This window comes from Nocardia anaemiae NBRC 100462 (genome assembly GCF_001612725.1).
GTDB lineage: Bacteria > Actinomycetota > Actinomycetes > Mycobacteriales > Mycobacteriaceae > Nocardia > Nocardia anaemiae.
The window spans coordinates 1-26,629 of sequence record NZ_BDAZ01000093.1 but is presented as its reverse complement, the minus strand read 5'-3'; the positions used below and the strand labels follow the sequence as shown (position 1 = coordinate 26,629).

22 protein-coding genes, 1 tRNA gene and 2 pseudogenes are annotated in these 26,629 nt (G+C 66.0%); 4 read left to right on the top strand and 21 right to left on the bottom strand.

What is annotated here, in order from left to right:
* Positions 1–128: 128 nt before the first annotated feature.
* Positions 129–944 (top strand): TY-Chap domain-containing protein, encoded by an 816-nt coding sequence (locus NA5_RS37210; RefSeq protein ID WP_062993728.1) that lies wholly within the window; start codon positions 129–131, stop codon positions 942–944.
* A 107-nt stretch (positions 945–1,051) separates the two neighbouring features.
* The gene (locus tag NA5_RS37205; RefSeq protein WP_062993727.1) at positions 1,052–2,131 is read left to right on the top strand and encodes an ADP-ribosylglycohydrolase family protein; all 1,080 of its coding nucleotides are present in this window, start codon (positions 1,052–1,054) and stop codon (positions 2,129–2,131) included.
* 490 nt (positions 2,132–2,621) lie between these two features.
* Here NA5_RS37205 and NA5_RS37200 read toward each other — a convergent pair.
* Both NA5_RS37200 and NA5_RS37195 read right to left on the bottom strand, forming a co-directional pair.
* Positions 2,622–2,698 (bottom strand) — tRNA-Pro (locus tag NA5_RS37200).
* A 93-nt stretch (positions 2,699–2,791) separates the two neighbouring features.
* Complete coding sequence (locus NA5_RS37195; protein ID WP_062993726.1) at positions 2,792–3,544, bottom strand: acyl-[acyl-carrier-protein] thioesterase; 753 nt, start codon at positions 3,542–3,544, stop codon at positions 2,792–2,794.
* Positions 3,545–3,667: 123 nt separating this feature from the next.
* Between NA5_RS37195 and NA5_RS37190 the strand changes: the two genes are divergently transcribed.
* Complete coding sequence (locus NA5_RS37190; RefSeq protein ID WP_062993725.1) at positions 3,668–4,180, top strand: hypothetical protein; 513 nt, start codon at positions 3,668–3,670, stop codon at positions 4,178–4,180.
* Here the strand turns inward: NA5_RS37190 and NA5_RS37185 are convergent.
* The 13 genes and pseudogenes from NA5_RS37185 to steA all read right to left on the bottom strand — a co-directional run bounded on the left by NA5_RS37185 (position 4,177) and on the right by steA (position 18,788).
* Complete coding sequence (locus NA5_RS37185) at positions 4,177–5,178, bottom strand: LLM class flavin-dependent oxidoreductase (protein ID WP_062993724.1); 1,002 nt, start codon at positions 5,176–5,178, stop codon at positions 4,177–4,179. The genes NA5_RS37190 and NA5_RS37185 overlap by 4 nt on opposite strands.
* Before the next feature lie 17 nt (positions 5,179–5,195).
* A complete protein-coding gene (locus NA5_RS37180) occupies positions 5,196–5,495 on the bottom strand; it encodes an ArsR/SmtB family transcription factor (protein WP_062993723.1) in 300 nt (99 codons plus the stop codon).
* Between the two features lie 457 nt (positions 5,496–5,952).
* The gene (gene der / locus NA5_RS37175) at positions 5,953–7,368 is read right to left on the bottom strand and encodes a ribosome biogenesis GTPase Der (protein WP_062993722.1); all 1,416 of its coding nucleotides are present in this window, start codon (positions 7,366–7,368) and stop codon (positions 5,953–5,955) included.
* Positions 7,365–8,075: a (d)CMP kinase gene (gene cmk, locus NA5_RS37170; RefSeq protein WP_062993735.1), complete on the bottom strand. Its 711-nt coding sequence runs from the start codon at positions 8,073–8,075 to the stop codon at positions 7,365–7,367. The genes der and cmk overlap by 4 nt, the downstream gene beginning before the upstream one ends.
* A gap of 32 nt (positions 8,076–8,107) precedes the next feature.
* Positions 8,108–9,010: pseudogene (locus tag NA5_RS42720) on the bottom strand (pseudouridine synthase); the annotation flags it as partial.
* Positions 9,011–9,676: 666 nt separating this feature from the next.
* A complete protein-coding gene (gene scpB, locus NA5_RS37155) occupies positions 9,677–10,450 on the bottom strand; it encodes an SMC-Scp complex subunit ScpB (protein ID WP_084484707.1) in 774 nt (257 codons plus the stop codon).
* Between the two features lie 515 nt (positions 10,451–10,965).
* Positions 10,966–11,769 (bottom strand): segregation and condensation protein A, encoded by an 804-nt coding sequence (locus NA5_RS37150; RefSeq protein ID WP_062993732.1) that lies wholly within the window; start codon positions 11,767–11,769, stop codon positions 10,966–10,968.
* Positions 11,770–11,939: 170 nt separating this feature from the next.
* Entirely contained in the window at positions 11,940–12,884 is a 945-nt protein-coding gene (locus tag NA5_RS37145) for a ParA family protein (protein WP_062993720.1), read from the bottom strand.
* A 271-nt stretch (positions 12,885–13,155) separates the two neighbouring features.
* Positions 13,156–14,106 (bottom strand): site-specific tyrosine recombinase XerD, encoded by a 951-nt coding sequence (gene xerD / locus NA5_RS37140; protein WP_062993719.1) that lies wholly within the window; start codon positions 14,104–14,106, stop codon positions 13,156–13,158.
* Between the two features lie 12 nt (positions 14,107–14,118).
* Positions 14,119–14,778 (bottom strand): NUDIX domain-containing protein, encoded by a 660-nt coding sequence (locus NA5_RS37135; protein ID WP_062993718.1) that lies wholly within the window; start codon positions 14,776–14,778, stop codon positions 14,119–14,121.
* The gene (gene pyrG, locus NA5_RS37130; RefSeq protein ID WP_062993717.1) at positions 14,779–16,500 is read right to left on the bottom strand and encodes a CTP synthase; all 1,722 of its coding nucleotides are present in this window, start codon (positions 16,498–16,500) and stop codon (positions 14,779–14,781) included.
* A 129-nt stretch (positions 16,501–16,629) separates the two neighbouring features.
* On the bottom strand, positions 16,630–17,577 hold the full coding sequence (locus NA5_RS37125; RefSeq protein ID WP_062993716.1) for a copper transporter: 948 nt from the start codon (positions 17,575–17,577) through the stop codon (positions 16,630–16,632).
* A complete protein-coding gene (gene steA, locus NA5_RS37120; protein ID WP_062993715.1) occupies positions 17,574–18,788 on the bottom strand; it encodes a putative cytokinetic ring protein SteA in 1,215 nt (404 codons plus the stop codon). The genes NA5_RS37125 and steA overlap by 4 nt, the downstream gene beginning before the upstream one ends.
* A 159-nt stretch (positions 18,789–18,947) precedes the next feature.
* Between steA and NA5_RS37115 the strand changes: the two genes are divergently transcribed.
* Positions 18,948–19,367: an SRPBCC family protein gene (locus NA5_RS37115; RefSeq protein ID WP_062993714.1), complete on the top strand. Its 420-nt coding sequence runs from the start codon at positions 18,948–18,950 to the stop codon at positions 19,365–19,367.
* Between the two features lie 6 nt (positions 19,368–19,373).
* Here NA5_RS37115 and recN read toward each other — a convergent pair whose 3' ends face one another.
* The 6 genes and pseudogenes from recN to NA5_RS43415 all read right to left on the bottom strand — a co-directional run.
* Positions 19,374–21,143: a DNA repair protein RecN gene (recN, locus tag NA5_RS37110; protein WP_062993713.1), complete on the bottom strand. Its 1,770-nt coding sequence runs from the start codon at positions 21,141–21,143 to the stop codon at positions 19,374–19,376.
* A complete protein-coding gene (locus NA5_RS37105; protein WP_062993731.1) occupies positions 21,121–22,113 on the bottom strand; it encodes an NAD kinase in 993 nt (330 codons plus the stop codon). Before NA5_RS37105 ends, recN begins: the two co-directional genes overlap by 23 nt.
* Positions 22,110–22,931, bottom strand: coding sequence for a TlyA family RNA methyltransferase (locus tag NA5_RS37100; protein ID WP_062993712.1), 822 nt, complete (start codon positions 22,929–22,931; stop codon positions 22,110–22,112). The genes NA5_RS37105 and NA5_RS37100 overlap by 4 nt, the downstream gene beginning before the upstream one ends.
* A 1-nt stretch (position 22,932) precedes the next feature.
* Positions 22,933–23,235: a hypothetical protein gene (locus tag NA5_RS37095; RefSeq protein WP_062993711.1), complete on the bottom strand. Its 303-nt coding sequence runs from the start codon at positions 23,233–23,235 to the stop codon at positions 22,933–22,935.
* A gap of 13 nt (positions 23,236–23,248) precedes the next feature.
* A complete protein-coding gene (locus NA5_RS37090) occupies positions 23,249–24,145 on the bottom strand; it encodes an HAD-IIA family hydrolase (RefSeq protein ID WP_062993730.1) in 897 nt (298 codons plus the stop codon).
* Between the two features lie 623 nt (positions 24,146–24,768).
* Positions 24,769–25,818, bottom strand: a pseudogene (locus NA5_RS43415) (tetratricopeptide repeat protein); the annotation flags it as partial.
* Positions 25,819–26,629 lie beyond the last annotated feature (811 nt).

The window sequence follows — 26,629 nt, the reverse complement described above, 5'->3', positions numbered from 1 at the left end:
CGGTGGGCCGGACCACAGCAGACTCTCGCGCTGAAAGCCTTTCCTAGCGTGGTGAAACTGGAGTTGGTGCCCAACGACCAGTTGGCTCTCGACGACGAGGGCGAAGCGCTCGCCGAGGCAGAACGGTCATGACCGGCTGGGACGAGTTCACCGACAGGTTGGCCGACCAGTTGGCGTTGCTGCCCGCGGGTGCGGTTGTGTCCATCAGGGAAGCTGTACCGAACTCGGGGCGGCGCCGGTACGCGCAGTTCTATCAGACCGATACCGAGCTGTGCGCCGAACTCCCCGGCCCCGACATGCTGGACCCCGAGGTGCGCGCAGACGCAGCGGGCCTTCGGCACATCGCTGATCTGGGCTGGCAGCCACCTGCCGGGCGCGACAGCTGGAACTGGTCGTACAACGTGGCGTGGCCCGCGCCACGGGCCGACTATCGCAGGCTGGCGACGATGATCGCGTCCGGTTTGCGGGATGCGTTCGGGCTCGCTAGCCCGGCGCAGTTGACCTATACGGCGTGGAACGAGAACAAGGGCAACGCCGACCTCGCCCTTCCCCTACTGGGACTGGAACCGACCCCCGACGAGGCGGGATCGGCGACAGATCGGGAACTCCCGGTCAGGCCGAAACGCCGGTTGCTGCTGAGCCTTTCGGGGGGTCTCGACCACGATCGGCTGGAACAGCTGCGTGACACGCTCGTTCTGAGCCGCCGTGGCCGTCTCGATGACCCCGATGCCGTGCAGTTCGGTGCACGTGAGCTCGGCGCGGGTGGGGATGCCTCGGTGCTGGCCAAGCTGTGGCGCGACGGTGAAAACCGGTGGTCCATCAGCGTCGAGGTCATGCCCGATGCCCTGATAGACAGCACCGACGTTGATCAGTGGCAGGAAATGTTCGAAACCGCCGCCCGGTCCGTCGGCTTCGATGTGGTCGACGTCCGTGAATTTCCATGACCCACTGCACCTGCTGATGACCATACGCGCGCAGCCAGGACCGTCGCCGGATCCCAGAGGTGGCTGGGTGGAATTCGCACCGACCGGATACGCAATGATGGTGTCCCGTGGGTGATTACACACTGGTCTTCGACCGAGTCCGGGGCGCGCTGCTGGGTGGGGCGATTGGTGACGCGCTCGGGTGGCCCATCGAATTCTTGCAACTGGCCCAGATTCGCCAGCGGTATGGAGCCCAGGGCGTGCAGGGTTTTCTGCCGCAGCACGACGCGGGTGCGCCGCAGCAGGTGACCGATGACACCCAGATGACGTTGTTCACCGCGGAGGGTCTGTTGCGGTCCGTTCCGGGTGTTGACCCTGTACCGGCGCTGCGGAAGGCATATCTGCGCTGGCTGCAGACCCAGAGACAAGCTGCTCCCGCACCAGACAGTGATGGCTGGCTGGCGAGTCAGCCGTTTCTGTATGCGGCACGGGCGCCAGGAAATGCATGCATGTCGGGGCTGAACCAGCAGGCACGTGGGTATCTCGCCCCGGGCATGCTCGACGAACCCGGTCCGGTGAATCCAGGCTCCAAAGGTTGCGGCACAGTAATGCGGTCAGCGCCGTTCGGACTGGCCAGCGCCGGCGCTGACCTCGCATTCACCACGGCTGCTCGCAGCGCGCAGCTGACCCACGGGCATCCCACGGGATACCTCGCCGCGGGTGCGTTCGCCGCATTGATCGATCGTGTTATCAGCGGTGTCGAACTGCCGATTGCTGTGCAGCAGACCATCACTCAGCTCGCGGCGTTCCCCGCAGGTGCGGAAACCATAGCGGCACTGAACCGAGCTGTCGAACTGTCCGAGGGCGTCGCGACCGCTGAAAAGGTCGAGCAGGTCGGCGCGGGGTGGATCGCAGAAGAGTGCCTGGCCATCGCGGTGTACTGCGCTCTGCACGCGGTCCGGACCGGCGACGTACGCGCGGCGCTGCTGCTGTCGGTGAACCATTCCGGTGACTCCGATTCCACCGGTGCGGTCGCCGGCAACCTGATCGGCGCCGCCCATGGTGTGTCCGGGCTGCCGATGGAGTGGGCATCCGCCGTCGAGGGTCGCGACGTGCTGGTCCAAGTCGCCGACGACCTCGTCCTGAACTACTTTGCCGGCGACCGATCCGCGTTACACGACCGGTACCCGTTCGACGAGGGACTGTAAACGGTCGTTCGTTGGTTCGCGTGACTGGTCTGATGGTTCTCGCAGATCGGGACGGCGTCGGTCCACAATTCGATCGGCCGCTGACTGACCGTAATGACAGCGTGAACATAATTCACCTGCCGAAACGCGCACTGGCCTGTGTTTGGCACGGTCGGACGCCTCGATACCCGCTCATTATCCCCGATTACGACCGCAGCAGGCATACCGGATCAACTGACTCGCCGTTGAAGATAGTGTGGGCGCACGGCTGGTTGTCGGCTCGAAAATGAACCGTCTCGAATTTGGGCCGCACGTCGTCGACCCCCCATTTGTCTGCGGGGTCACCGCGTGCTTCTGCCGCCAAATAGACCAGCCCGCTATCAAGGACGGACTTGACCGCTTCGAGTTCTCAAGGCTTGATTCTTTGATCTGCGCTCCCCCACTCGCCTACCTCTAGGCAAGCTGGAGGGTTGAAAAATGCCAAATCAGAGGCGGAAAACCGCCTCTGACCTGGTCGGGCTGACAGGATTTGAACCTGCGACCACCTGACCCCCAGTCAGGTGCGCTACCAAGCTGCGCCACAGCCCGTTGCGCCTGGTGTTCGGGCGCTCGGAAAGATTACCTCAGGGGACGGTCAGACGCCGAATCGCCTGGTTATCGGTGTGGCGGGTGGGGTGGGAGTCAGCGTGGGGTGACGCGGGCGGCGGCGCGGGGGTCGTCGGCCACGGCGAACCAGGCGTCGAGGGTGCTGCCGGTGCGGCGGCCGACTATGCGGACCTGCTCGCCTGCCGTCAACGGTTTGGAGTATTCGATGATGGTGCGGTGGGGCCCGGAGGTGAGGTCGGCATGGGTGGCCAGGAGTTCTTCCAGGGCACTGAGGTAGACCGCGTTGTTGACGTGGTCGAGCCAGTCGAAATCGGCGACGCGCAAGGGGAAGGGCATTTCATCGACGTCTGGGCCGGTGGGTAGTGGGTCGGTGAGTGCGGCTTTCCAGCGCAGGCGGTGTTCGCTGGTGCTGGCGAGCATGGGTGCCATGAAACGGTCGCTCATGCGGGCGGGAACACCGGATTCGGTGCCGAAATGGATGAGGAATCCTTCGGTTTCGATCAGACCACCCTTGCTGCCGCAGATCTGCACGCGCATATTGCACCAGCGGTTGGAAAGGGCCGAGCACCAGCGGCGCAGGGTGACGTGCTCGCCGAATTCGATGGGCTTCAGGACGTCGATGACGGTGCGGCGGACCACCCAGCCGCGGTGGATGTCGCCGTCCTGGACGGCGTCGAGGTGTTCGAAGCCGATGTCCTGCAGGTAACGGGCGATGGCGTCGAGGCGCAGACGCTGGTCCCGGTCGGTATCGGCGAGGCGGACCGGCCAGCCGGTTTCGAACGGGGTTCCGACGGTAGGGCGTTCCGGCAGCACGCTGGGAATGACCATACACGGATAATGCCAGGTCCCGCCGCTTCGGCTGCACCCCGACCCGCTCGGCGTGTCAATGGCGACGAAGTGCTCCCGCCAGTGGCGATAGGTATTCGCACTCGGTTAAATAACGTTGAAGCTATGAGTCCCCCGGCCACGCCGTGGTCGAACCAGCCCAAGGGCCTCCCGAGCAAGGAGTCCAGCGGCGGCGCGGAGCTGGCCATCGACCCGGTGATACTCACTGCCATCACGATCCCGTCGAAGCGCGGGCAGTACTATCCCGACCTCGGCATGCTCATCGGAACCAGCTTCGCGGTCCTGCTTTCGTTGGTGATGTACCTCTTCATCGCGTCCATGGGTTCGGCACCGACCGCCGGGTCGGCGCCCACCGACGCCACCGCCGCCCGGGCGAACGCGGTCAGTCGCGGGCTGACAATCGGTAAGGTGACCGCCAATGACGGCAAAACACTTGCGGTGCAAGGGATTACGGGTGCCACGACGAACGTTCGTGTCAATGCCAATACCCGGGTGCTTGTTCTCACCGGCAGCAGCATGTCGGATGTGACGGTCGGCGCCGCGATCATCGTCTACGGCAGTAAGGAAGTCGACGGCACCATCACCGCAAATCTGATCGTCGGCGGATCATTGAGTTAGTGAGCGACAGGCTCGCCGATGAGACCACCGATCAGTTCGACGGACCGGAGACGGTCATCGATTTCGGTGGCGTGATGCGCGACGATGAGTTCGTCCGCATCGATGGAATCCGCGAAATCCGCCAGGTACGAACGGACTTCGGCGGGTGTGCCGACGGCGGTGTATCGGGTCATCGCGCTGAGTTGGCTGCCGTTCGGCGAGGCCAGGAACGCGTCGATCTCCGCATCGGTGAAGTCCGCGCCCGCCGCACCACGCCGAATCATGGCCCGGGCGCGAGCACGGTAGGAGATCGTCTTCTGCGTCACCGCCGCATCGTGGTCCTCGGCCGCGAACACATTGACACCGGCCATCACATACGGCTCGGCCAGCTGCTCCGACGGCCGGAAGCTGTCCCGGTAGACGGCGACCGCTTGGTGCAGTGCGTCCGGTGCGAAATGGGATGCGAAGGCATACGGCAGGCCGAGCTGGGCGGCGAGCTGCGCTCCGAAGAGTGACGATCCCAGAATGTAAAGCGGCACAATGCCTTCCGCGCGCGGCACAGCCTGCACACCGGGCACCCGCGAGTTGCCCGACAGATAGCCCTGCAGCTCCAGCACATCCTGCGGAAAGGTGTCCGCCGAGGAAGGATTGCGGCGCAGCGCGAACATGGTCTTCTGGTCACTGCCCGGCGCGCGGCCGAGTCCGAGGTCGATCCGCCCGGGGAACAGCGTCTCCAGCGTGCCGAACTGCTCCGCGATCACCAGCGGCGAGTGGTTGGGGAGCATGATGCCGCCCGCGCCCAGTCGAATGGTCTCGGTGTGCGCGGCCACGTGACCGATGAGCACGCTGGTGGCACTGGACGCGATCGAGCGCATGTTGTGGTGTTCGGCGTACCAGACGCGTCGGTAACCGCTGCGCTCGGCGGTCCTGGCCAGCGCGACGCTGTTTTCGAAGCTGTCGCGTGCAGTGCGGCCGGGTGCGACCGACGCCAGGTCGAGGATCGACAGTGCGGTGGGCATAAGACTTCCTTCGTAGCTCAGAGAACGCGGTGCAGTTCTTCGGTGAAGGCCCGGATGCGGGCTTCGTCGCGGCGGTAGTAGGTCCACTGGCCGCGTCGGGTGGCGCTGAGGAATCCGGCGCGCTGCAGGATCGCGAGATGCGCCGATATGGTGGAAGCCGAGGTCCCCGCCTTCTGCTGGATGAGGCCGACGCACACCCCCAACTCGGCGGTGTCGTCGCCGCGCACCGGGAAGTTCGCGTCCGGGTCCTTGAGCCACGCGAGGATGCGCAAGCGGGTCTCATTGGCCAATGCTTTGCACTCGTCGAGCACATCCACCTCCTTCGGTATTTCGCTAATTAACGAACTTACGCCGGATGCGATGGCTCGGCATCGTGACGCAGCACACGTCAGCGGAGTAGCGCCACTGCGCGTTTGACGGTACGGATGATGGGAGCGATTTCGAGCGTGGCGATACCGGGAAGTTCGGTGAGGTAGCGACCGAGGTCTCGAGGATCGCGGCAGTACTCGGGCGTCCGCTGCGCTGGGCCGAACTCATCCGCGACCAGTCCAGACAGCGCCTACTCGACGACGCCGCCTTCGTCGACGTCCTCCTCGACGGCTACACCGAGATGATGGCCGCGCCCCGACCCGAAATCACCTCGACCGTCGCCGATATCACCGGTCGCCCAGCGCGTTCCCTGGCCCAGGGGTATCCGACCACCTGGCCGACTTCCGCTGGTGACGCATCCGCGAACGGACGCCGTTGCAAGGCAACGACGCCCGTTCCAACGGCTTACTTCTTGCGTTCCCGCTTTTCGCGCACGCGAACCGAAATACGAACCGGTGAACCGTCGAAACCGAACTCCTCACGCAGACGACGCTCCAGGAACCGGCGATAGCCCGCCTCCAAGAACCCCGTCGTGAAGAGCACGAAGGTCGGCGGCCGCGTGGTGGCCTGCGTCGCGAACAGCACACGCGGCAACCGGCCACCGCGCATCGGCGGCGGCGTCGCCGCGATGACTTCCTTGAGCCAGTTGTTCAGCCGACCGGTAGGGATGCGCTTATCCCACGATTCCAGCGCGGTTTCCATTGCGGGAACGAGCTTTTGGACGGCGCGACCGGTCTGCGCGGAGATATTGACGCGCTGTGCCCACGGCACCCGGACCATATCCCGGTCGACTTCCTTGTCGAGCTGCAGACGCCGATCCTCGTCGACCAGATCCCACTTGTTGAAGGCCAGCACGAGCGCACGACCGGAGTCGGCGACCATGCTGATCACCCGCAGGTCCTGTTCGGTGATCGGTTCGGAGGCATCGATCAGCATGATCGCGACCTCGGAAGCCTCCAGCGCCGCCTTGGTGCGCAGCGACGCGTAGAACTCCATACCGCTGGCATGGGAGACCTTGCGACGCAGACCCGCGGTATCGACGAATTTCCAGATCTTGCCGCCCAATTCGACCAGCGAATCGACCGGATCCACGGTCGTGCCCGCAACATCGTGCACAACTGAACGCTCATCACCGGAAAGCTTGTTGAGCAGGCTGGACTTGCCGACATTGGGCTTGCCGACCAGCGCGACCCGGCGCGGTCCGGTGCCGCCGGTGCCCTCACGCGGGGTCTCCGGGAGAACTTCCAGGACATCGTCGAGCAGGTCACCGGTGCCGCGGCCGTGCGCGGCGCTGACCATGCGCGGCTCACCGAGACCGAGCGACCACAGCGCGGCGGCCTCGGACTCGACGCGTTCGTCGTCGACCTTATTGGCGACCAAGATCACCGGAATCTTGGAGCGGCGCAGCTTCTTCACCGCGGCCTCGTCGGTGGCCGTCGCACCGACCACGGCGTCGACCACGAGCAGGATCGCGTCGGCGGTCTCCATGGCCAGTTCGGCCTGGCGGGCGACCGACTGCTGCAGGCCCTTGGCGTCGGGCTCCCAACCACCGGTGTCCTGCACCAGGAAGCGGCGACCCGCCCAGTTCGCCTCATAGGAAATGCGGTCGCGAGTCACGCCCGGAATATCCTCGACGACGGCTTCACGACGACCCAGGATCCGGTTTACCAGGGTCGATTTGCCGACATTCGGGCGGCCGACAACCGCGACCGTCGGCATCGCGAGGTGTTCATCCTCGCCGAACTCACCCTCGAGTTCGGTTATTTCCCAATCGGATTCGTCACTCCAGACGCCGTCCCCCGCGAGAACGTCTTCACTCACTGTGTCCTACCTGTCCGGCCGATCGAAACCTGCCGCACCACAACGCGATACAGCTCGTCGATGACCTCGTCCATGTTCAGTTCGCTGGTATCGACCTGCACCGCGTCGTCGGCCGGACGCAGTGGGGACACCGTGCGAGTGGAGTCGAGCGTGTCGCGACGCTGCACGTCGGCGAGTACACCCTCGTAGTCGTCGCCGCGGCCTTCGGCGATGTTCTGCTGGTTGCGCCGTTGCGCACGGGCCTCGGCGGAAGCGGTGAGGTAGATCTTGGCGTCGGCATCCGGCAGCACGACGGTGCCGATATCGCGCCCCTCGACCACGATTCGCTGTGCGGCGGAAGCGATTTCACGCTGCAACGCGACGAGCAGATCACGCACCTCGGCCACGGCGGACACCGCGGACACCGCCTTGGTGACGGCATTGCCGCGAATCTCGGAGGAGACGTCCTCACCGTCGAGCAGGATCAGCTCGCGGCTGGGATCGGTGCCGATGGTCAGCGGAAGTTCCTTCACCGCGGCGCCGATCGCCGCCGAATCGGTCAACTCGACACCAGCCCGCAGCACCCGCAGCGTCGCGACCCGGTACATCGCGCCGGTGTCGAGATAGCTGGCATCCAGCCGCGTGGCCAAGCGCCGCGACACGCTGGACTTGCCGGTACCCGAAGGCCCGTCCATGGCAACGACCAGCGGAGTGCTGCCTTCAACCATCGCAGGGACCTCCACGGGAATCTCCACACCGTTCACAACGACACCGCCTCGTAAAGTTTGCCGACTTCATCGCGACCGATCACGCGCAGCGTGCCAGGCCGTTGGTCGCCCAATGCGACCGGACCGATATTGGTGCGCACCAACCGGATAACCGGATGGCCGACCGCGTCGAGCAGTCGGCGCACGATGTGCTTGCGCCCTTCGTGCAACACGATCTTGACCAGCGAACGTCCCTCGCCCAGCTCGAGCACCTGGAACCGGTCGACCTTGGCCGGACCGTCATCGAGCTCGACACCGTCGCGCAGGCGCTTGCCGACCGCCTTGTGAACCTCACCGTTCACCGTCGCCAGATAGGTCTTGGGTACCTGGAACGACGGGTGCATGAGCCGGTGCGCGAGGTCGCCGTCATTGGTGAGCAGCAGCAGACCCTCGGTGTCTGCGTCCAGCCTGCCGACATGGAACAGACGCTGACCGGCCGCGATGCGTTCGGCGACGATATCGCCGACACACGGGCGGCCCAGATCGTCGGACATGGTGGACTGCCAGCCCTTGGGCTTGTTCAGCGCGATATGGACCAGTTCCTCACGCACCATCACGCGGGTGCCGTCTACCCGGACCACGGCGTGCTGCGGATCGATCCGCAGGCCCTGTTCGGTGACGATCGCGCCGTCGACCTCGACCCGGCCCTGTGCGATCATCTCCTCGGCGGCGCGGCGCGAGGCGACACCGGCCTTGGCGAGAACCTTCTGCAGCCGCTCACCCTCACCCCACGGCAACTTCTCGTGGCCGCCCTCGGCGGGCTGGTCGACGTGCTGCTTCTTGGCGGGCTTGGCGTTGCTCAGCAGCGGGGCAGAGATGACCTTCTTCTGCGGCTTCGGATTCTTTGGCTTCTTCCCGACGGGCGCTGACATCGCGGCCGACGTTGTGCGGCGCGACGGATTGCCTTGCTGCGCAGCCCCTCCCGGTGCGTAGCCGCGCGAACCGCCGGTGCGCGGTGCCGAACCGCCCTGTGCGCCAGCACGCGGACCAGCATGATCCGAACCGCCCTGCGAGCCCCGATAGCCTGAGCCGCCCTGCGACGAACCGCGATAACCGCCTCCCTGGGAGGCACCACGTCGATCGGAACCGCGCTCAGCAGAACCACGGTAGCCGCTCTCGTCCTGCGACGAACCGCGGTAGCCGCCACCTTGCGTGGTACCGCGTCGATCGGAACCGCGCTCGGCAGAACCGCGATAGCCGCCCTCGCCCGGCGAGCGGTAGCCACCACCGTGCGAGGTACCGCGTCGATCGGAACCGCGCTCGGCAGAACCGCGATAGCCGCTTTCACCCTGCGAGCGGTAGCCACCACGCGAGGAGCCACGCTGATCGCCCTGCGACGACCCGCGGTAACCCCGATCGCCGCCTTCTGAACTCCCCCGATATCCCCCTTGCGAGGAGCCGCGCTCGGAACCGCCCCATGTGGCCCCGCGCTGCGTGCCTCCCCGTTGCGCCGAACGCATATCGCGTGCGTTTCGGCCTGCGCCGCCCCTGGGGGGCTGGTCGCTTCTGGTCCTACGATCCGGTGTGCCATCTCGGCGAGCGGGCGTATTCATGTTGTCCTGTCAGTCTTCTTCGGTACCGAGATCCAAATTGGTCTCGGCGGATTTCTTCAGCCTGGTGTAACGGGGGTCCGTGTCCAGGCTCTCGTTGATCTCGTCGATCAGGTCGACGCCCGGCAGTAGGGGCGCCAGTGGCGGCAGGTCGGACAGCGATGCGAGTCCGATCCGCTCCAGGAACAGTTCGGTGGTGCAGTACTGCGTGCCGTTCGTTTCCGGGTCGACCCCGGCCTCGGCGATCAATCCGCGAGCCAGCAAGGTTCGCATCACGCCGTCGACGTTCACGCCGCGCACCGCGCTGACCCTGGTCCGGGTCACCGGTTGGCGGTATGCCACCACCGCCAATGTTTCCAAAGCGGCCCTGGTCAATTTCGACCGAGCGCCGTCGAGCAGCATCCGTTCCACATACGGCGCGTACTCGCTGCGAGTATAGAAGCGCCACCCGTCACCCACGAAACGCAGATCGATGCCACTGGCCCGCGCGGACAGTTCCGCGGCCATTTCGTGCAGCGCCCGCTCCACCCGCACCGGTTTGTCCTGCAACGCGTCGGCCAGCAGTTCTACCGGCGCCGGAGCATCCACAATGAGCAGCATCGCCTCCAACGCCGACCGGAATTCATCGTCATCCAGCGGTTCGGGCGTGAACTCCGCCACTTCGTCATCGGAACCCGCATCGGCATCTTTCTTGGTCTTGCCCGCACGTGCGGTCTTCCCCGCTGCCGTCTTCGCCGCACCTGCCGAAGCTGCGGGCTCCTCGCCCCCACCGCCCCCAAGTGGCATCTCGCTCGATCCTCCAGCGATACCGTCCCCATCCCCAATTCCCGGCACTACCTGCGCGCTGATGCTCGACTCGACCGCGCCCGAGGAATCCGCGTCGACAATCCGAGTGCTCCGAGCGTCCGCCCCGGGTGCGCTCGAGACCGCCGCATCCCTCGCAGCGTCGCCACTCGAATCCACCGCACTTCCCGCAGAACTGAGCGCGCTCGCATCCGCAGCGTCATCGATGACCTCATCGCGCCCGCTCGACGCCGACTCGTCGCCCGATTCCGCCACGTTCGCCCCCGCCGTGACATCGCCACTCGAACTCAACGTCGCACTGTCGTCGGAACCTGGCACGCCCGCCTGCCCGAGATCTTCGATGCGCTCATCACTCGAGGACGCCTCGTCGCCCGATTCCGCCGCGCCTGCATCGTCGCTATGCCCGATCAGTGCACCGTCTCCACCATCGACCTGCTCGTTCACGACCGCGGTGATGCCGTTGTGCTCGACGGGTGTCGCATCGTCGGTGCGCTCACTCACCCGTAGTCCTCCTCGATGGTCACGATGTCGGCGGTCTCGTTCTTGGGGTCGCCGGTCCAGCTGATCGAGAGCGGGCCGAGCGGGTCGGGCTGGTCGAACTCGATCGTTTTGCCCCGGTACAGCTCGAGCAGTGCCAGGAAGCGGGCGACGATCTGGATCGGCACATCGCAGTCGGCGACCAGTTCACCGAAGGTCGTCCAACCACCCGGTCCGCGCAGTTTGAGCTGTTCGAGCACGAGCGCGGCCTGTTCGGCAACCGAGAAGGCGTGCTGGTGCAGATGGTCGAGTCCGACCCGCGGCGCCGGGCGCGGCCGGAAGGCTGTTGCGGCGATCGCGGCGAACTGATGTGCGTCAACTCCCAGCGTAACCTCGGGCAACAGGTCGGCGTAGCGCTCCTCCAGCCCGACCGCGCGCGGGTAGCGCCGCAACGCGACCGCTTCCAGTTCCCCGAGCAACTCGGCGACCTGTTTGAACGCCCGGTACTGCAGCAGCCGCGCGAAGAGCAGGTCGCGCGCCTCGAGCAGTTCGAGATCCTCGGCGTCGGTCACCTCACCGGACGGCAGCAGTCGCGCGGCCTTGAGATCCAGCAATGTCGCCGCGACCACCAGGAATTCGGTGGTCTGATCCAGGATCTTGTCCGCACGCAACCCCTGCTGCCCGATGCTGGCGGTCAAAACCTTTGTGTAGGCGATGAATTCGTCGGTCACCTGATGCAGCGCGACCTCGGTGACATCGAGTTTGCGCGAACTGATCAGATTCAGCAGCAGATCGAACGGCCCCTGGAAGTTGCTCAGCCGCAGCTGGAACCCGGTTGTCTGCGCCGTCGGCTCGCCGGCGCCGCCAGGTCTACCGGGCGGATCGTCCGCGGCCGACGCGGCACGCCCGGCGTCGGAGTCCCGATCGACGAACTCATCAGACCCCGAGCCGAGCGTATCCGTGTTCGTCGATGGCGCCGGTTCCGTACCGCCGATCACCGGCCGGACCGGTGGATGACTTCCCGCGCCATCGCCCGATATGCTTCGGCCCCACTGGATTTCGGCGCCCACGTGGTGATGGGTTCACCCGCGACACTGGCGTCGGGAAAGCGCACGGTGCGTGCGATCGCCGTGTCGTACACCAAGTCGCCGAAGACTTCGACGACGCGCGCCATCACCTGACGCGAATGTAGTAGCCGCGCATCGAACATGGTCACCACGATGCCGTACAGGCTCAGCCGCGGGTTCAGGCGGTCGCGCACCTTCTCCACGGTGTCGTTGAGCAGGGCAAGTCCGCGCAGCGAAAAGTACTCGCACTCCATCGGAATGATCACGCCATCAGAGCAGGCCAGCGCATTCACCGTGAGCAAACCGAGCGACGGCTGGCAGTCGATGAGGATGTAGTCGTAGCGGTCACGCACGGATTCCAGCGCACGACCCAATGTCTGCTCCCGGCCGACCTCGTTCACCAGCTGGATCTCCGCTGCGGACAGATCGATATTGCTCGGCAGCAGATCCAGATTCTCGACGCGGGTCTCCATCAGAACCTCATCGATGGTGACCTTGGATCCGATGAGCAGGTTGTGCACGGTCAGATCGAGATCGTGATGGGCCACACCCAATCCCGCCGACAGCGCACCCTGCGGATCCAGGTCAACCAGCAGCACCCGCCGTCCGAACTCCGCGAGCGCGGCGCCCAGGTTGATGGTCGAGGTGGTCTTGCCGACGCCACCCTTCTGATTGCACATCGCGACGATCAGCGCATCACCGTGATGCTCGACCGGCGGTGGATCGGGTACGACACGCAGCGGACGCCCGGTCGGGCCGAGCGTCGCATCGTCGGGGACGGGTTCGGCGCCGTCGCCCCACAGCGTTTCCGCCGCGGCTGCCGAGTACGGACCCGTCCGGGTACCCGTAAGCGGCTGCGCCCCAGCACTCATCGGCGGCTCTGCCGCACCGGCTGTCGTCACGATCCGCTGCTCCTTATACGTTCCTGCCCGTTGCCTTCGCCGCCTCCGGCATCATCTGCCCGAGCGTAGCGAGGCCGATCAGGGCCCGACCTCGCTTTCGTGCGGCCCAGCTCTCGATAGACGCTACCGCTTGACAGCGCAAGACCCACGCTCGGACACGCGACACCCGTGTTTACCTGCGCAGGCGTCCACTCACCTGACGCCGATCCGGTCCACCATCGATGTCGAATCGATTCATCGGTCAGCGAGCGCGCGGGTGAGCGGTGGCCCATACCTCGCGAAGCGTATTCACCGTGACCAAGGTGTAGATCTGCGTCGTCGTCACCGAGGCGTGGCCCAGAAGTTCTTGGACCACCCGCACATCCGCGCCTCCGTCGAGCAAATGCGTTGCGAAGGAATGCCGCAGCGTATGCGGTGAAACCGTGGCCCCGATGCCCGCCCGCTCGGCGGCAGTCTGCAAAACCTGCCAGGCACTCTGCCGCGACAACCGTCCACCGCGCGCATTCAGAAACAGCGCGCCCGCAGTTCCTTTCCCGTTCGCGGCGAGCACCGGCCTACCCCGCACCAGGTACGCATCGACCGCTGCCAGCGCGGGCCTGCCGATCGGAACCATGCGCTGTTTGCCGCCCTTGCCGTGCAATACGACAGCCCGTTCCTCGATATCGAGATCGTCCACATCGAGCCCGACCATCTCCGAAATCCGCGCCCCGGTGGAATACAGCAGCTCGAGCAACGCCCGATCACGCAATCCGCGCGGCCCGCCATCGGTTCCGGCCGCATTCGCAGCGTCGATCGGGCCGCCCCCCGCCGCCTCCAGCAACCGCAATACCTGGTCGTACGGTAGCGCCTTCGGCAATCGCCGTCCTGGCGTCGGTGGTTTCACCGCATGCGCGACATCGGTACTCGTCACACCCTCCGCCGCGGCAAAACGGTGCAGCCCGCGCACCGCGATCAGCGCACGAGCGACCGAACTCGCGGCCAGCGGCGGGTGCGTCTGCCCACCCGCTCGCAGCACCATCGTGAACTCCGCGACATCGGATTCGGAAACCTGCTCCAATGCCGTAATCCCGCGCCCGGTCAGGAAATCCCGATATCGATCGAGATCGCGACGGTACGCACCGAGGGTGTTGCGGGCGGCGCCGCGCTCGACCGCAAGATGATCGAGGTAGGCGTCCACCTCCCGCGCGAGCACCGCCCGGACCCGTCAGTCTTCGGACTGCCGCTGCGCTTTGCGGCGCAGGAAGGCGGTGGGCTGTCCCGGCCACGGCGCGGCCGCCGGACGCAACCGCACCCCGCCCGCCCTGGCGGCCGCGAGCGCGAGCAGTCCGGCGACGGCCGTGGCATTGACGATCTCACCGGCCAAAGCGGCCCGCACGGCCTCATCCACCGGCATGCGGACCAATTCCAGGTCCGCCTCCTCCAATTCCGGTTCCGGCCGATCGGTTTCGTACAGGTCCCGCGCCGCATACACCCGCAGCGCCTCATCGGTGAATCCGGGCGAAAGCGCGACATCCACCAGAACCGACCACTCCCCGGCGGCCAGTCCGGTCTCCTCGGCCAATTCGCGCTTGGCCGCCGCCAGCGGATCCTCGCCGGGCACATCGAGCAGTCCGGCGGGCAGCTCGAGCAGCCGCCGACCGATCGGATGCCGATACTGCCTGATCAATACCACATTGTCGGAATCATCGATGGCCGCGACCGCGACCGCCGCATGATGTTCGATCACCTCGCGCTCGACGACACGGCCACCCGGCATGGCCACTTGGTCGAGCCGCAACGCGAGGATGGCACCGCTGTACATGGTCTTGCTCGCCACGGTCTCGAAGTCGTGGCTGCCCGGCTGGGCTCCCCCGTTATCACTCATCTAGGACGCCTGATCTGCGTTCGCGAACTCTTCGTCCGGGATATCGACCGGAAGCCGCTCGGCCAGTTTATATTTCAGCGCCGCCGCGATCAGCGACGCGAACAGCGGATGCGGCCGGGTCGGGCGGCTCTTGAGTTCCGGATGCGCCTGGGTGGCCACGAAGAACGGATGCTTATCGGCGGGCAGCTCGACGAATTCGACCAGATGCCCGTCGGGAGAGGTGCCGCTGAATTTCAAACCGCTGCTGGCGATCTTGTCGCGGTAGGCGTTGTTCACCTCGTAGCGATGGCGGTGCCGCTCGGAGACCTGGTCGGTGCCGTAGGCCTGCGCGACCACCGAGCCCTTCTGCAGCGTCGCCGGATACGCGCCGAGGCGCATGGTGCCACCGAGATCGGCCTCACCGGCGACGATCTCCTTCTGGTCGGCCATGGTGGATATGACCGGATGCGGTGTGTCCGGCTCGAATTCGGCCGAATTGGCCTCGGCCAGACCGACCGACCGCGCAGCCTCGATGACCACACACTGCAGGCCCAGACACAGGCCGAGCAGCGGAAGCCCCCTGGTCCGCGCATATTTGATGGCGCCGACCTTGCCCTCGATGCCACGAATACCGAACCCGCCAGGAATCAGCACCGCATCCACATCGCGCAGCGCGGCCTGCGCACCCGCGGGGGTCTCGCACTCATCGGACTGCACCCAGCGGATATTCACTTTGGCCCGAGAGGCGAATCCGCCCGCGCGCAACGCCTCGGTCACCGACAGATACGCGTCGGGCAGATCGACGTACTTGCCGACCAGTGCGACCTCGACCGTCTCCCGCGGCTGGTGCACCCGATCCAGCAGATCGCCCCACACGGTCCAGTCCACATCCCGGAACGGCAGCCCGAGCCTGCGCACCACATAGGCGTCCAGCCCCTCACGGTGCAGCACCTTGGGAATGTCGTAGATCGACGGTGCGTCCGGCGTGGAGATGCACGCGTCCACATCGACATCGCACATCAGCGCGATCTTGCTCTTGAGCGCCTGCGGCACCTCGCGATCGCAACGCAGGATCAGCGCATCGGGCTGGATACCGATATTGCGCAGCGCGGCCACCGAATGCTGGGTCGGCTTGGTCTTGAGCTCACCCGATGGCGCGAGGTAGGGCACCAGCGATACATGTAGGAAGAACACATTGTCCCGGCCCACATCATGGCGGATCTGGCGCGCGGCCTCGAGGAATGGCTGCGATTCGATATCGCCGACGGTGCCACCGATTTCGGTGATCACCACATCGGGCACCTGCCCCTGTAGATCCGGGCCCTGCATCGCGAGTATGCGACTCTTGATCTCATCGGTGATGTGCGGGATCACCTGCACCGTGTCACCCAGGTATTCGCCGCGGCGCTCCTTGGCGATCACCGACGAATAGATTTGCCCGGTAGTCACATTCGCGTCCCGGGACAGGTCGCGATCGAGGAACCGCTCGTAGTGGCCGACATCGAGATCGGTCTCCGCGCCGTCTTCGGTGACGAACACTTCTCCGTGCTGGAACGGATTCATGGTGCCCGGATCGACGTTCAAGTACGGGTCGAGTTTCTGCATGGTCACCCGCAGTCCGCGCGCGGTCAGCAACTGACCGAGGCTGGAGGCGGTAAGACCCTTACCCAATGAGGAGGCGACACCACCGCTGACGAAGATGTGCTTCGTGGCCGTTCGCGCCTGATTCCGTGTATGACCCACGGGTCTTCACGGTAACACGAAATTGCTGGTCTGATCACCCGCCACACACGTTAGCCACCGAATCGCTGCCATCGATCGGATCTGCCCGTCCGCCATGTCCGCAGCACGGGGCAGTACGGGTCGGGTGGATCAGCTCGTGGGCAGTGCGACGAGTGTGAGTGAGGTCGCCTTGGTGCCGGTTCCGTATCGACCCGCACCGCCGTTGAGCTGCTCGCTCAGACCGAGCACAGTGGTGACCCGGCCGATATCGCGGTCGAGATTGTCGACGGTGGTGACGGCCGTGGCCAGCGCGGCGTCGGACCGAATGAGCGCGATCGGTCCCGGATTGTCCGCCGCGCCGGATCGGCCCGCGAGCACCGCACCAGCACCACGACCACGTAGTGCACCAGCGAATCGAGCGACATTGCTGCCCTGACTGTTCTCGGCGGACTTCGCGCCATCGCCGGTGACGACAACGGCGAGGTTCGCGGCCTGCGTCGGGGTGTCGCCGTAGGCGAGGAAACCGCCGCCGCGCAACGTCTCCAGCACCAGACTCAACTCTTGCGGGGTGCTGCGCGGTTGCGCGCTCGCCGGATCGAGCAGCAGTACCAGGCCGAGCAGATCGCCCGCCATACTGCCCTGATCCACCTGCCCCGTGCGCAACTGCGCCCCAGCGGGGATGACATTGGTGACCGCGGTGCGCATCCGGTCGCCCTCGGCAGCGTCGAGGAAGGCGTCGGTGAGCGCGATGCGGCAGGTCACGGTGGCGCCCGAGGTTTCCAGATCTTTTGCGACGGCCTCGACATCGGCGGGTTCGGCGTCGGGGGTCGTGAATACCACGACGCTGCGGTCGGTCAGTGTGCCGCCGAGGATGCGACCCGCCGATCCGGCGATGAACCGGTCCGCGGCATTCATTTCCTCGCCGAGGCGCCGGTTCTGATCGGTGGCCACATCGAGCTGTTTGCGTAGATCCGTTTTATCCGCGCGCAATCCGGACAGCAGGTCCGCCGCCACTGTCTGCGACCCGAGCACCACGCCGAGGGCGAGGGCCAGGAAGATCGCGACGATCGAAACCGCGTGCTGCCGAATCGAAATCATCGGTTGCCTCCAGAACCGGCTAGGCCTCGGCCCCAGAGCTCGAATCGATTCCAGGTATCGGCAGCCCAATCCAGTGCCTCGGTCCCCATATTCGAGGCGATCATGGCCACGATCACCGCGACCAAGGCGGCGAGTACGACCATCGCGATGGCGGTGCCGGACGCCCGGTTTCGATAGAGCGTGGCGACGGCCTTGGCATCCATGAGTTTGGTGCCGATTTTCAGTCGGGTGAGGAAGGTCGCCGGATTGCTCTCGCGGCGGCCGCGGTCGAAGAAATCGTCCAGCGAAGCTGGGGCACCGGCGGTCACGATGAGCGATGCGCCGTGATGGTGCGCCAGCAGCAGCGCCAAGTCGGAAGGTGCGCCGGAGGACGGGAATGTCGTCGCGCCGATGCCGAGATCCTGGATGCGCTCCAGTCCCTTGGCGTGGCCGTCGGTATCGGCGGGCAAAATCATCTCGGCACCGGATTTCAAGGTGGCGGTGGTGATTTCGTCCGGGTCGCCGACGATCAGATCCGCGCGATAGCCCTGCTTGATCAAGGTGTCCGCGCCGCGGCCCACGCCGACCATGATCGGGGCGTACTCCTTGATGAACGGCTTCAGTCGCGCGAGGTCGTCCGCGTGGTCCGGGCCGTCGGCCACCACGACCACATGTCGATTCCGCATGTTCAGCCCTAGCTCCGGCACCCCGATACCGTCGATGAGCAGCGCACTCTCGGTGCGAATGAATTCGATAGTGTTGCCAGCGAAGGCCTCGAGATGGTCGGCGAGGCCGTTGCGCGCCTCGATCATCCGCTCGGCGATATCGGATTCGGTCAGTTCGATGGCCGTGACCAGAACCTCGGGCTCCTTCTTGACCAACCTGTCGGAGTAGACGACGCCCTCATCTATGCGGACCTTGGTGCCGTCCTTGATCCGGAAGGCATCCGAACTGACGGTGTCCAGCAGCAGAATTCCGTTGGCGACCAGTACTTCCGGGCCCAGGTTCGGGTAGCGGCCCGAGATTGATGGCGAAGTATTCACCACCGCGGCCACCCCCGCCTCGACCAGCCGATCGGCGGTGAGCCGATCCAAGTCCATCTCATCGAGTATTACGACATCACCGGGCCCGACCCGCTTCAGCAGACGCCTGGTGTTGCGGTCAACCCGTGCTACCCCGGTCAGCCCGGGTAGCGATTCGGTGTTCTTCGACAACAACGCCAACATCTTCATGCGGCCGATCTTGGCCGTAAACCCTCAACCATTGGTGGAGGCGCGCCGACTCACCAATCACATTCGTCACTGTGATAACACGAACACCACGCCGCGCCGCAAGCGCGTCGTCCAGTACCCGTATGCTGCGGGTCACAGATATCTCGAAAAGGAGTCACCATGGTCAGCAGCACCGTCGACGCCGTGATCGCGGCACCGCGCGATGTCGTCTACAAGTTCTTCACCGAGCGAGACGGCATCAACCCCTACCTCCCGGTCGACTTCACCCTGAAGACCCCCGGCTCGCCCACCCCGACCGGCGTCGGCGCGCAGTACCTCATCGGCAAGGCCGGTGTCGGCTTCGTCGAGGAGACCACCAAGCTGGTTCCCGGCGAATTGATGGAATACAAGATCATCAAGGGTGTCCCGGTGAAGCGGCATGTCGGCACCATCACCTTCGCCGATGCCGACAACGGCACCCTGGTCTCCTACACGATGGAGTCCGAACCCAGCCTTCCCGTCCCCGCGAAGGTGCTGGAATTCGGCCTGAAGAACCTCATCAACCAGTTCATCAAGGGCGCCCAAAAAGCCCTGCGCTGAACCCTTTCAGGCGAGGGCGCGTTCGGCGCGGGCGGTTTCGAGCAGTTCCTCGGCATGGGCTCGGCCGGTTTCGGTGTCATCGAGACCGGCCAGCATCCGGGCCAATTCGATAACGCGCTCATCCTTGGTCAATGCCCGAACGCCGCTGTTGACCTTGCCCTTACCGTCATCGGACTTGTCCACCACCAGATGGGTGTCGGCGAATGCCGCGACCTGCGGCAGATGAGTCACCACGATCACCTGATGGGTGCGCGCGAGCCGGGCCAGCCGACGGCCGATCTCGACCGCCGCCCGGCCGCCGACACCTGCGTCGACCTCGTCGAACACCATGGTCGCGCCGTGATCCGAACTGGCGAGCACCACTTCGAGCGCCAGCATCACCCGCGACAGCTCACCACCGGATGCGCTCTTGCTCAATGGCAATGACTGCGCGCCGGAGTGCGCGGACAGCCGGAATTCCACTTCGTCGACACCGGCCGAACCCGCATGCAATTCCTGCCCGTCCACCGTCAGCGGCGCGGAATCCTGCGGACTCGCGGGCACCGGCCGCACCACGACCTCGAGCTTCGCCTTACCCATGGCCAGCCCACCGAGTTCGGCGCTCACCGCCGACGCCAGCTTGCCCGCCGATTTGGTCCGCGCCGCAGTCAATTTGCGGGCCGCCTCACGAACACGTTCCGCGGCGAGATCCACCTCCGCCGCCAGCGCGGCCAACGCCTCTTCGGAGACATCGAGCGAGCCGAGACGTGTGCGCGCCTCATCCGCCCACGCGATAACCCCGTCGATATCCGGCGCGTACTTGCGGGTCAGCGATTTCAATTCGGCCTGCCGAGTGAGCAGCGAATCCAAAGCGCCCGGATCCGAAGGCAGATCCGAGAGATAGCCGCTGAGCTCGGTGGTGAGATCGACGACCACCGCGATGGCCTCACCGAGCCGCGGCCCGAGCGCGGTCAATGCCGGATCGTGGGCCGATTCGATGCGGGCGCGTGCGGCGCCGAGCAATTCCAATGCGCCCGAACTGTCTTCGGGCGAATCGGCGGGACCGGCCAAGGCATCGTGCGCGACCGCCGCGGCCTCACGCAGCGAATCCAGATCGCTGAGCCTGCGTACCTCGTCGACGATGCGCACATCCTCGCCGGGTTCGGGTGCGATGGCATCGATTTCGGACAGCGAATGCTTGAGCCGGTCGGCCTCCAGCGCGAGTTCCCTACTGCGCGCGGTCCGTTCGAGCAGCTCATTGCGGGCATCGAGCCAGGATCGCCGCTGCGCCTGGTACTTACGCAGCAGCGAGCCGACCGCATCGGCGGCGAACTGATCCAGCGCGGACAGCTGCTGATCCGGACGCTGCAGCCGCAGCTGATCGTTCTGACCGTGCACGGTGAGCAACGGCGCGGTGAAATCGGCCAGGACGGACGCGGGCACACCGCGACCACCGAGGTGCGCGCGGGAGCGTCCGTCACTGCCGACGGTGCGGACCGCGATGATGCTGCCGTCGTCATCGCGTTCGGCCGCAGCCGATTCCAGGACTTCCTGCACTTGTTTCTGCGCGGTCGTATTCACCTCATCGACAGTGAACCGCCCCTCGACCACGGCACGGTCCGCACCCAACCGGACGCGTCCCGCATCGGCCCGCGCGCCGCTGAGCAGGTGCAGGCTGGTCACCACCATGGTCTTACCGGCACCGGTCTCACCGGTGAGAACCGTCAGACCCTCATGGAATTGCGCGGTGGCCGTGGATATGACGCCAAGTCCGTCAATCCTGATCTCTGTCAGCACGTATGCTCTCCGTTCGCCGTCGGCCACGCCAGCCTGTCACGGGCAATTGGAATTTGCGCACCATCCGATCGGCGAACGGTGCGGAATCCAACCGCACCCATCGCACCGGTTCGGCACCGCGGACCGCCTCGAGCCGCCCGCCCTTCGGCAATGCCAGGGTGCGCCTGCCATCCAGGAAAACTATCGCATCATGGCCCGCCGCAACGGATTCGACCGCGATCCTGGACTCCGGACTGGCCACCAGCGGCCGGGCGAACAGGGCGTGCGCATTGCTCGGAATCACCAGCAGCGCTTCGAGTTCCGGCCACACCACCGGGCCGCCCGCGGAGAACGCGTAGGCGGTCGATCCGGTCGGTGTGGAGATGAGGATGCCGTCGCAACCGAATTGCGAAACCGGCCGCCCGTCGACCTCCAGGACCACCTCGAGCACGCCCATGCGCGAGGCGTTCTCGATGCTGGCTTCGTTGAGCGCCCAGCCGGTTTCGACTATCTCGTCATCCACCCGAACGTTCACATCGATGGTCATCCGATGCTCGAGGCGGTAGTCGCCGCGGACGACGCTCGCCAATGCCTCATCGAGATGTTCGGCCTCGGCCTCGGTCAGAAAACCGATACGACCCAGGTTGATTCCGAGCACCGGGACCCCCGCTGGCCTGGCCAATTCGGCCGCGCGCAGGAAGGTGCCGTCACCGCCGAGCGAGAGCACCATCTCGCAGCCGACCGCCGCGTCCGGGCAGTGCTCGACCACGCGCGCCGGATATCCGCCCGGTTCCGCGACGGCCGTCCTGCCCGCGGTGTCGGGCTCACAGTCGAATCGGGTGCTGTCCGCCTCGTCCGCGAGCACACGCAGCCCGATACCCGCATCCGCGAAAATCTTCGCGACGCGATGGGCGGTTTCGATGATCTCCGCCCGGCCCGGATGCGAAACCAGCAGAATCTCTCTGGATGCGGCCGGTGTCAGCGCGTTCACTGTGGACCCTCCTCAACCGCACGTGTGACGAGGGCCGCGACCTGCTCGCCGTCGTACTCGAACTGCCCGTCGTTGCGCAGCCACACAAAGTATTCGACATTGCCCGATGGGCCGGGCAGCGGACTGGCCGCCACCCCGAGGGTGCGCAAGCCCAATTCGGCGGCGGCCGCCGCGACATCGCGCACCACTTCCGCACGCAATGCGGGATCCCGCACCACTCCGCCGGAGCCTACCCGCTCCTTGCCCACCTCGAACTGAGGTTTGACCATGGGCAACAGGTCCGCCCCCGGCGCGGAGCAGGCCGCGAGGGCGGGCAGCACCAGATTCAGCGAGATGAACGACAGATCGCCGACGACGAGTTCGACGGTGCCGCCGATGGATTCGGGGGTTATGGCGCGGACATTGGTCCGATCGAAAACCCGCACCCGGTCATCGTTCTGCAGCCGCCAGATCAGCTGGCCGTAGCCGACATCGACGGCGACGACCTCACGCGCCTGCTTGGAAAGCAGTACATCGGTGAAGCCGCCGGTCGAGGCACCGGCATCCAGGCAGCGTTTCCCCGCGATAGTCAAACCCTCGGGTTCGAACGCCTCGAGCGCGCCGAGCAGCTTGTGCGCACCACGCGACGCCCACGACACCTCATCGGGCTCCGCGCGCACGACCAAAGGCGTGCCCGCCTCCACGGCGGTCGCCGCCTTCACGGCAACCGTTCCAGCAATCAGGACACGGCCCGCACCGATCAGCTCGACCGCGTGTTCACGCGATCGCGCCAATCCGCGGCGAACCAATTCGGCGTCCACCCGCGCGCGCCTGGCCACCTCAGATCTTGTCCACCGTGGCCAGGGCCTGTACGAGCACCTCATGTGCCTGCTCCAGGATGCGGGCGCGCCGGGTGATATCGGCGCCGGAATCGGAATCCGTCGGCGGGGGCGCCGCCAGGCCGGTCCAGGCCGGACGGGCGTCGAGTTCGGCGAGCAGACTGTCGATCTCGGCCCGGATCCGCGTCGGATCGGCAGGCTCCGGGCGTCCCTGTGCACCCGGCAGATGCTGGCCGGGCAGCGGTGGCCCGGGGCGCGGTCCGTTCGAGCCGGGTCCGTTGGGGCGTGGCGTCGGAGTAGTCATCGTGGGGTCAACGCTATCGGATTTCCGAACCGGACGCCCGCACCCTTACGGCTCGTCCCGGGTTGCTGCGTAAGCGTGCGGCCAAGTCGTCGGCGAGGTCGGTCGCCTCGTCCTCGACCGGCGGGTGATTCAGTGCGTCCAATGACTGCGAGACATAGGTCGGGATCAGGTCCGCGGGGGCGTCGCGCAGTTCGTCGAGAGTGCTCACGCCGGTCAGGACCAGCAGCGATTCGAGGCCAACGCGGTTGGCGCCCTCGATATCGGTGTCCAGACGGTCGCCTACCACCAGCGCACTGCGTGTTCCGGCGCGCAGGAGGGCGTCCTCGAGTAATGGCGCATAGGGTTTGCCCGCTACCACCGGCTCCCTGCCGGAGGCGGCACGCAGGGCGGCGACCATGGCGCCGTTGCCGGGCGCGAGACCACGCTCGTTCGGCAGCGTTTTATCGGTATTGGCGGCGACCCAGAATGCGTCGGCGCTCAGCGCGTAGGCCGCCTCGGCCAGATCCGGCCACGCAGTTTCGGGTGAATGTCCTTGTACGACAGCATCGGGCGCGGCGCCGTTGAAGCGCCGGATCGAACGCAGCCCGACCGCTTCGACCTCCTTGGCCAGGTCATCGGTGCCAACGATCAATACCGTGGCCCCGGAATCGAGCCGCTGCGCCAACAACCGTGCCGCCGCCTGCGCACTGGTCACGACATCATCGGCTTCCGCCGCGAATCCGAGCTCGGCCAAATGCCGCGCAACCACATCAGGACCACGACTCGCATTATTCGTGACATACACAAGCCGCTGTGCCACAACGGAATCCGCCAACGCCTCCGGCGCGCCCTCGATCACCTCGGGCCCGCGATACAGCGTGCCGTCCAGATCCAGCAGCAGGGCTTCATACCGCTCTCGTAGCCGCTTCACACCACTCACTCCACGTAACCGACCGACACTTCCCGAACCCTACGCCAGCCCGCCGACAGGAAATTGACGGCGTCGACCGTCCGTATGCCGCCAACCCATTCCGAGGGCACACCCGAATTGGCAGCATGTTCCGCGAAACCGCCCCTTGCCAGCGACGTTCACTGCCACGATCATCGCCCAACACGATGCGTGTTTGCCGACCAGATTCGAACCGCCAGTCCCACCACCGGGATTCCAACGCCACTCTATCGCCTCCGGCAGCTCGCCGATCGTAGTGATATTTGCGGTCGAATTCGGCATGGGTGACGACCATCCGACTACGTTCGACGGAAGCCCGGGACCAATACGGCAGAAGCTATCTGGATACGGCACTAGCTGCTCGACGCGCTCACAGGCGCGCGTATCGCGGACGACCCGTGCGTCACTTTTGGCAGCAACACCTTCGCCATGGTCAGCTACCGCCGCGGCCACGCACCGTCTGTGCCAGCACAGCCCCGCACGCTCGCTCGTCGCGTCTTATGTCGATAGTGCACAGCCGCGCGTTCATGTGTGACCGCAGTCGACGGACTCGTGTGTGACTCGGCGCAGGACTCGTGGGTGACCAGGCCCCCGGCAGCCGGGGGCTACAGGTCGGTGTCGCCGGTCAGTTCTTCGGCGCGTTCCTCGGCGTCGGTTTCGCCGTCGAGGTCGGCGGAGGCGGCATTGAGGAACCAGGTGAGGCCCTCGGCGGTGCGGCCTGCGGCGACCAGCGCGTCGGCGTAGGCGTAGAAGAGGCGGGCGGCAGCGGAGCCGGTCCGGGAGGGATCGAGTTCCGAGGTTTGCAGAGTAACTACAGCCTGATCGTATTGGCCGAGGTCCATGCGGGCACCGGCGACCACGATGCGAAGTTCGGTGGCCTCGTCACCACGCAGGGCGCGGGCCTCGTCGCTACGACCAAGTTCGATGGCGCGTTCGGGGCGGCCGAGGCCGCGTTCGCAATCCGCCATGACAGCGAGCAGGCCGGAACCGCCGGACATCCGGCGGGCCGTACGCAATTCGGAAAGGGCTTCGGCCCATTCGCCCGCGTGGTAAGCGGTGACGCCCGCAGTTTCGCGGACTACAGCAATGCGACCAGCGCGCTGACGCGCCGCCCGTGCGTGTGCCAGGGCAAGACGCGGGTCGTCGTCGATGAGTCGGGCCGCCATCACAAGATGCCGCGCCACAGTTTCCGCGTTGCCCTTGTCCAGGCTCAATAGGTCGCGACGCACCTCGGTTTCGAGGTCGGTGGCCTGGACGTCATCGGGCAGATCCGGCTCTTCCGGACGCGGTGCGCGTCGCTCAGCCGAACCGGCCCCGGCACGTGCGCCTTCGCCACCACGACGGCGATCCTGTGCGTCGTCACCCCGGGTCCAGCCGCCGCGCTGGCCGGAATCGCCCCGCCCACCGGAGTCACCGCCACGGCTCAAACCGCCACGCTGACCGGCCTGGTCACGGCGCTTGAACCCGCCGCCTTCGGTCGCTTCGCCGCGCTGAGTCGAGTCGCCACCGCGCTTGAAACCACCGCGCTCACCAGAAGCACCACGGTCGAAACCGCCGCGATCACTCGAACCGCCACGGCTGAAACCACCACGCTCACCCGAACCGCCACGCTCGCCGGAACCACGGCTGGAACCGCCACGGTCCCCAGAACCGCTGCGGCCGAAGCCACTTCGATCGCCGGAATCACCGCGATGGCCGGAATCGCCGCCGCGTTTGAAGCCACGACGCTCGCCGGATTCACCACCACGGGTGAACCCACGCTCGCCGGAATCACCCCGATCGAAGCGACCGCGCTCGCTGGAGCCACCTCGACCACCACGCTCGCCTGCGTCACCGCGTCTACTCGAATCGGCACCGCGGTTGAATCCGCCGCGTTCGCCGGAGCCGCCACGGTTGAATCCACCACGGTCAGCAGAATCACCGGAGCGCTTGAAACCACTACGCTCACCCGAGCCGCCACGGCTGAAACCGCCACGCTCGCCGGAAGCACCGCGCTGATCGGAGTCGCCGCGACCGCCGCCGCGGTTGAACCCACCACGATCATCAGCACCGCGGTTGTAGCCACCACGGCCAGCGGAGTCGCCACGATCCCCGGAACCGCTGCGCTTGAAACCACCGCGGTCATCGGAGCTGCGATCGTTGGAATCGTTGCGGCGGTTGAAGTCGCCGCGGTCGCTCGAACCACTCCGGGTCGAGTCGCTGCTGCGTTTGAAGCCGCGCCGTTCGCCGGAATCACCTCGGTCGGAGGAGCCGCGAGAGGCGCTGCCTCGATCGCGGTCGGGACCGCCCTGCCGGAAAGACTTCCGGCCGTCGTTCTGTTCCGACACGGTGGCCCCTTTCTAGGTTCCGCCAGAGGTTGTCGAACCTCTGAATTCAATCACGTGTCGGCGATCGGGCCCGAACACGCATAGATATAGGTGCAAAAACGACGATAGGGGACCCAAATTCTGGGTCCCCTATCGTGAA

Excerpts from the sequence above, each read along its gene's own strand:
- NA5_RS37115 (WP_062993714.1), top strand. The coding sequence starts at position 18,948 with ATGGTCAGCAGCACCGTCGACGCCGTGATCGCGGCACCGCGCGATGTC.
- NA5_RS37210 (WP_062993728.1), top strand. The coding sequence starts at position 129 with ATGACCGGCTGGGACGAGTTCACCGACAGGTTGGCCGACCAGTTGGCG.
- NA5_RS37145 (WP_062993720.1), bottom strand. The coding sequence starts at position 12,884 with ATGAGTGCTGGGGCGCAGCCGCTTACGGGTACCCGGACGGGTCCGTAC.
- NA5_RS37095 (WP_062993711.1), bottom strand. The coding sequence starts at position 23,235 with ATGACTACTCCGACGCCACGCCCCAACGGACCCGGCTCGAACGGACCG.
- NA5_RS37190 (WP_062993725.1), top strand. The coding sequence starts at position 3,668 with ATGAGTCCCCCGGCCACGCCGTGGTCGAACCAGCCCAAGGGCCTCCCG.
- NA5_RS37125 (WP_062993716.1), bottom strand. The coding sequence starts at position 17,577 with ATGATTTCGATTCGGCAGCACGCGGTTTCGATCGTCGCGATCTTCCTG.
- scpB (WP_084484707.1), bottom strand. The coding sequence starts at position 10,450 with ATGCCACTTGGGGGCGGTGGGGGCGAGGAGCCCGCAGCTTCGGCAGGT.
- steA (WP_062993715.1), bottom strand. The coding sequence starts at position 18,788 with ATGAAGATGTTGGCGTTGTTGTCGAAGAACACCGAATCGCTACCCGGG.
- cmk (WP_062993735.1), bottom strand. The coding sequence starts at position 8,075 with ATGGTTGAAGGCAGCACTCCGCTGGTCGTTGCCATGGACGGGCCTTCG.
- NA5_RS37185 (WP_062993724.1), bottom strand. The coding sequence starts at position 5,178 with ATGCCCACCGCACTGTCGATCCTCGACCTGGCGTCGGTCGCACCCGGC.
- NA5_RS37135 (WP_062993718.1), bottom strand. The coding sequence starts at position 14,778 with ATGAGTGATAACGGGGGAGCCCAGCCGGGCAGCCACGACTTCGAGACC.
- NA5_RS37195 (WP_062993726.1), bottom strand. The coding sequence starts at position 3,544 with ATGGTCATTCCCAGCGTGCTGCCGGAACGCCCTACCGTCGGAACCCCG.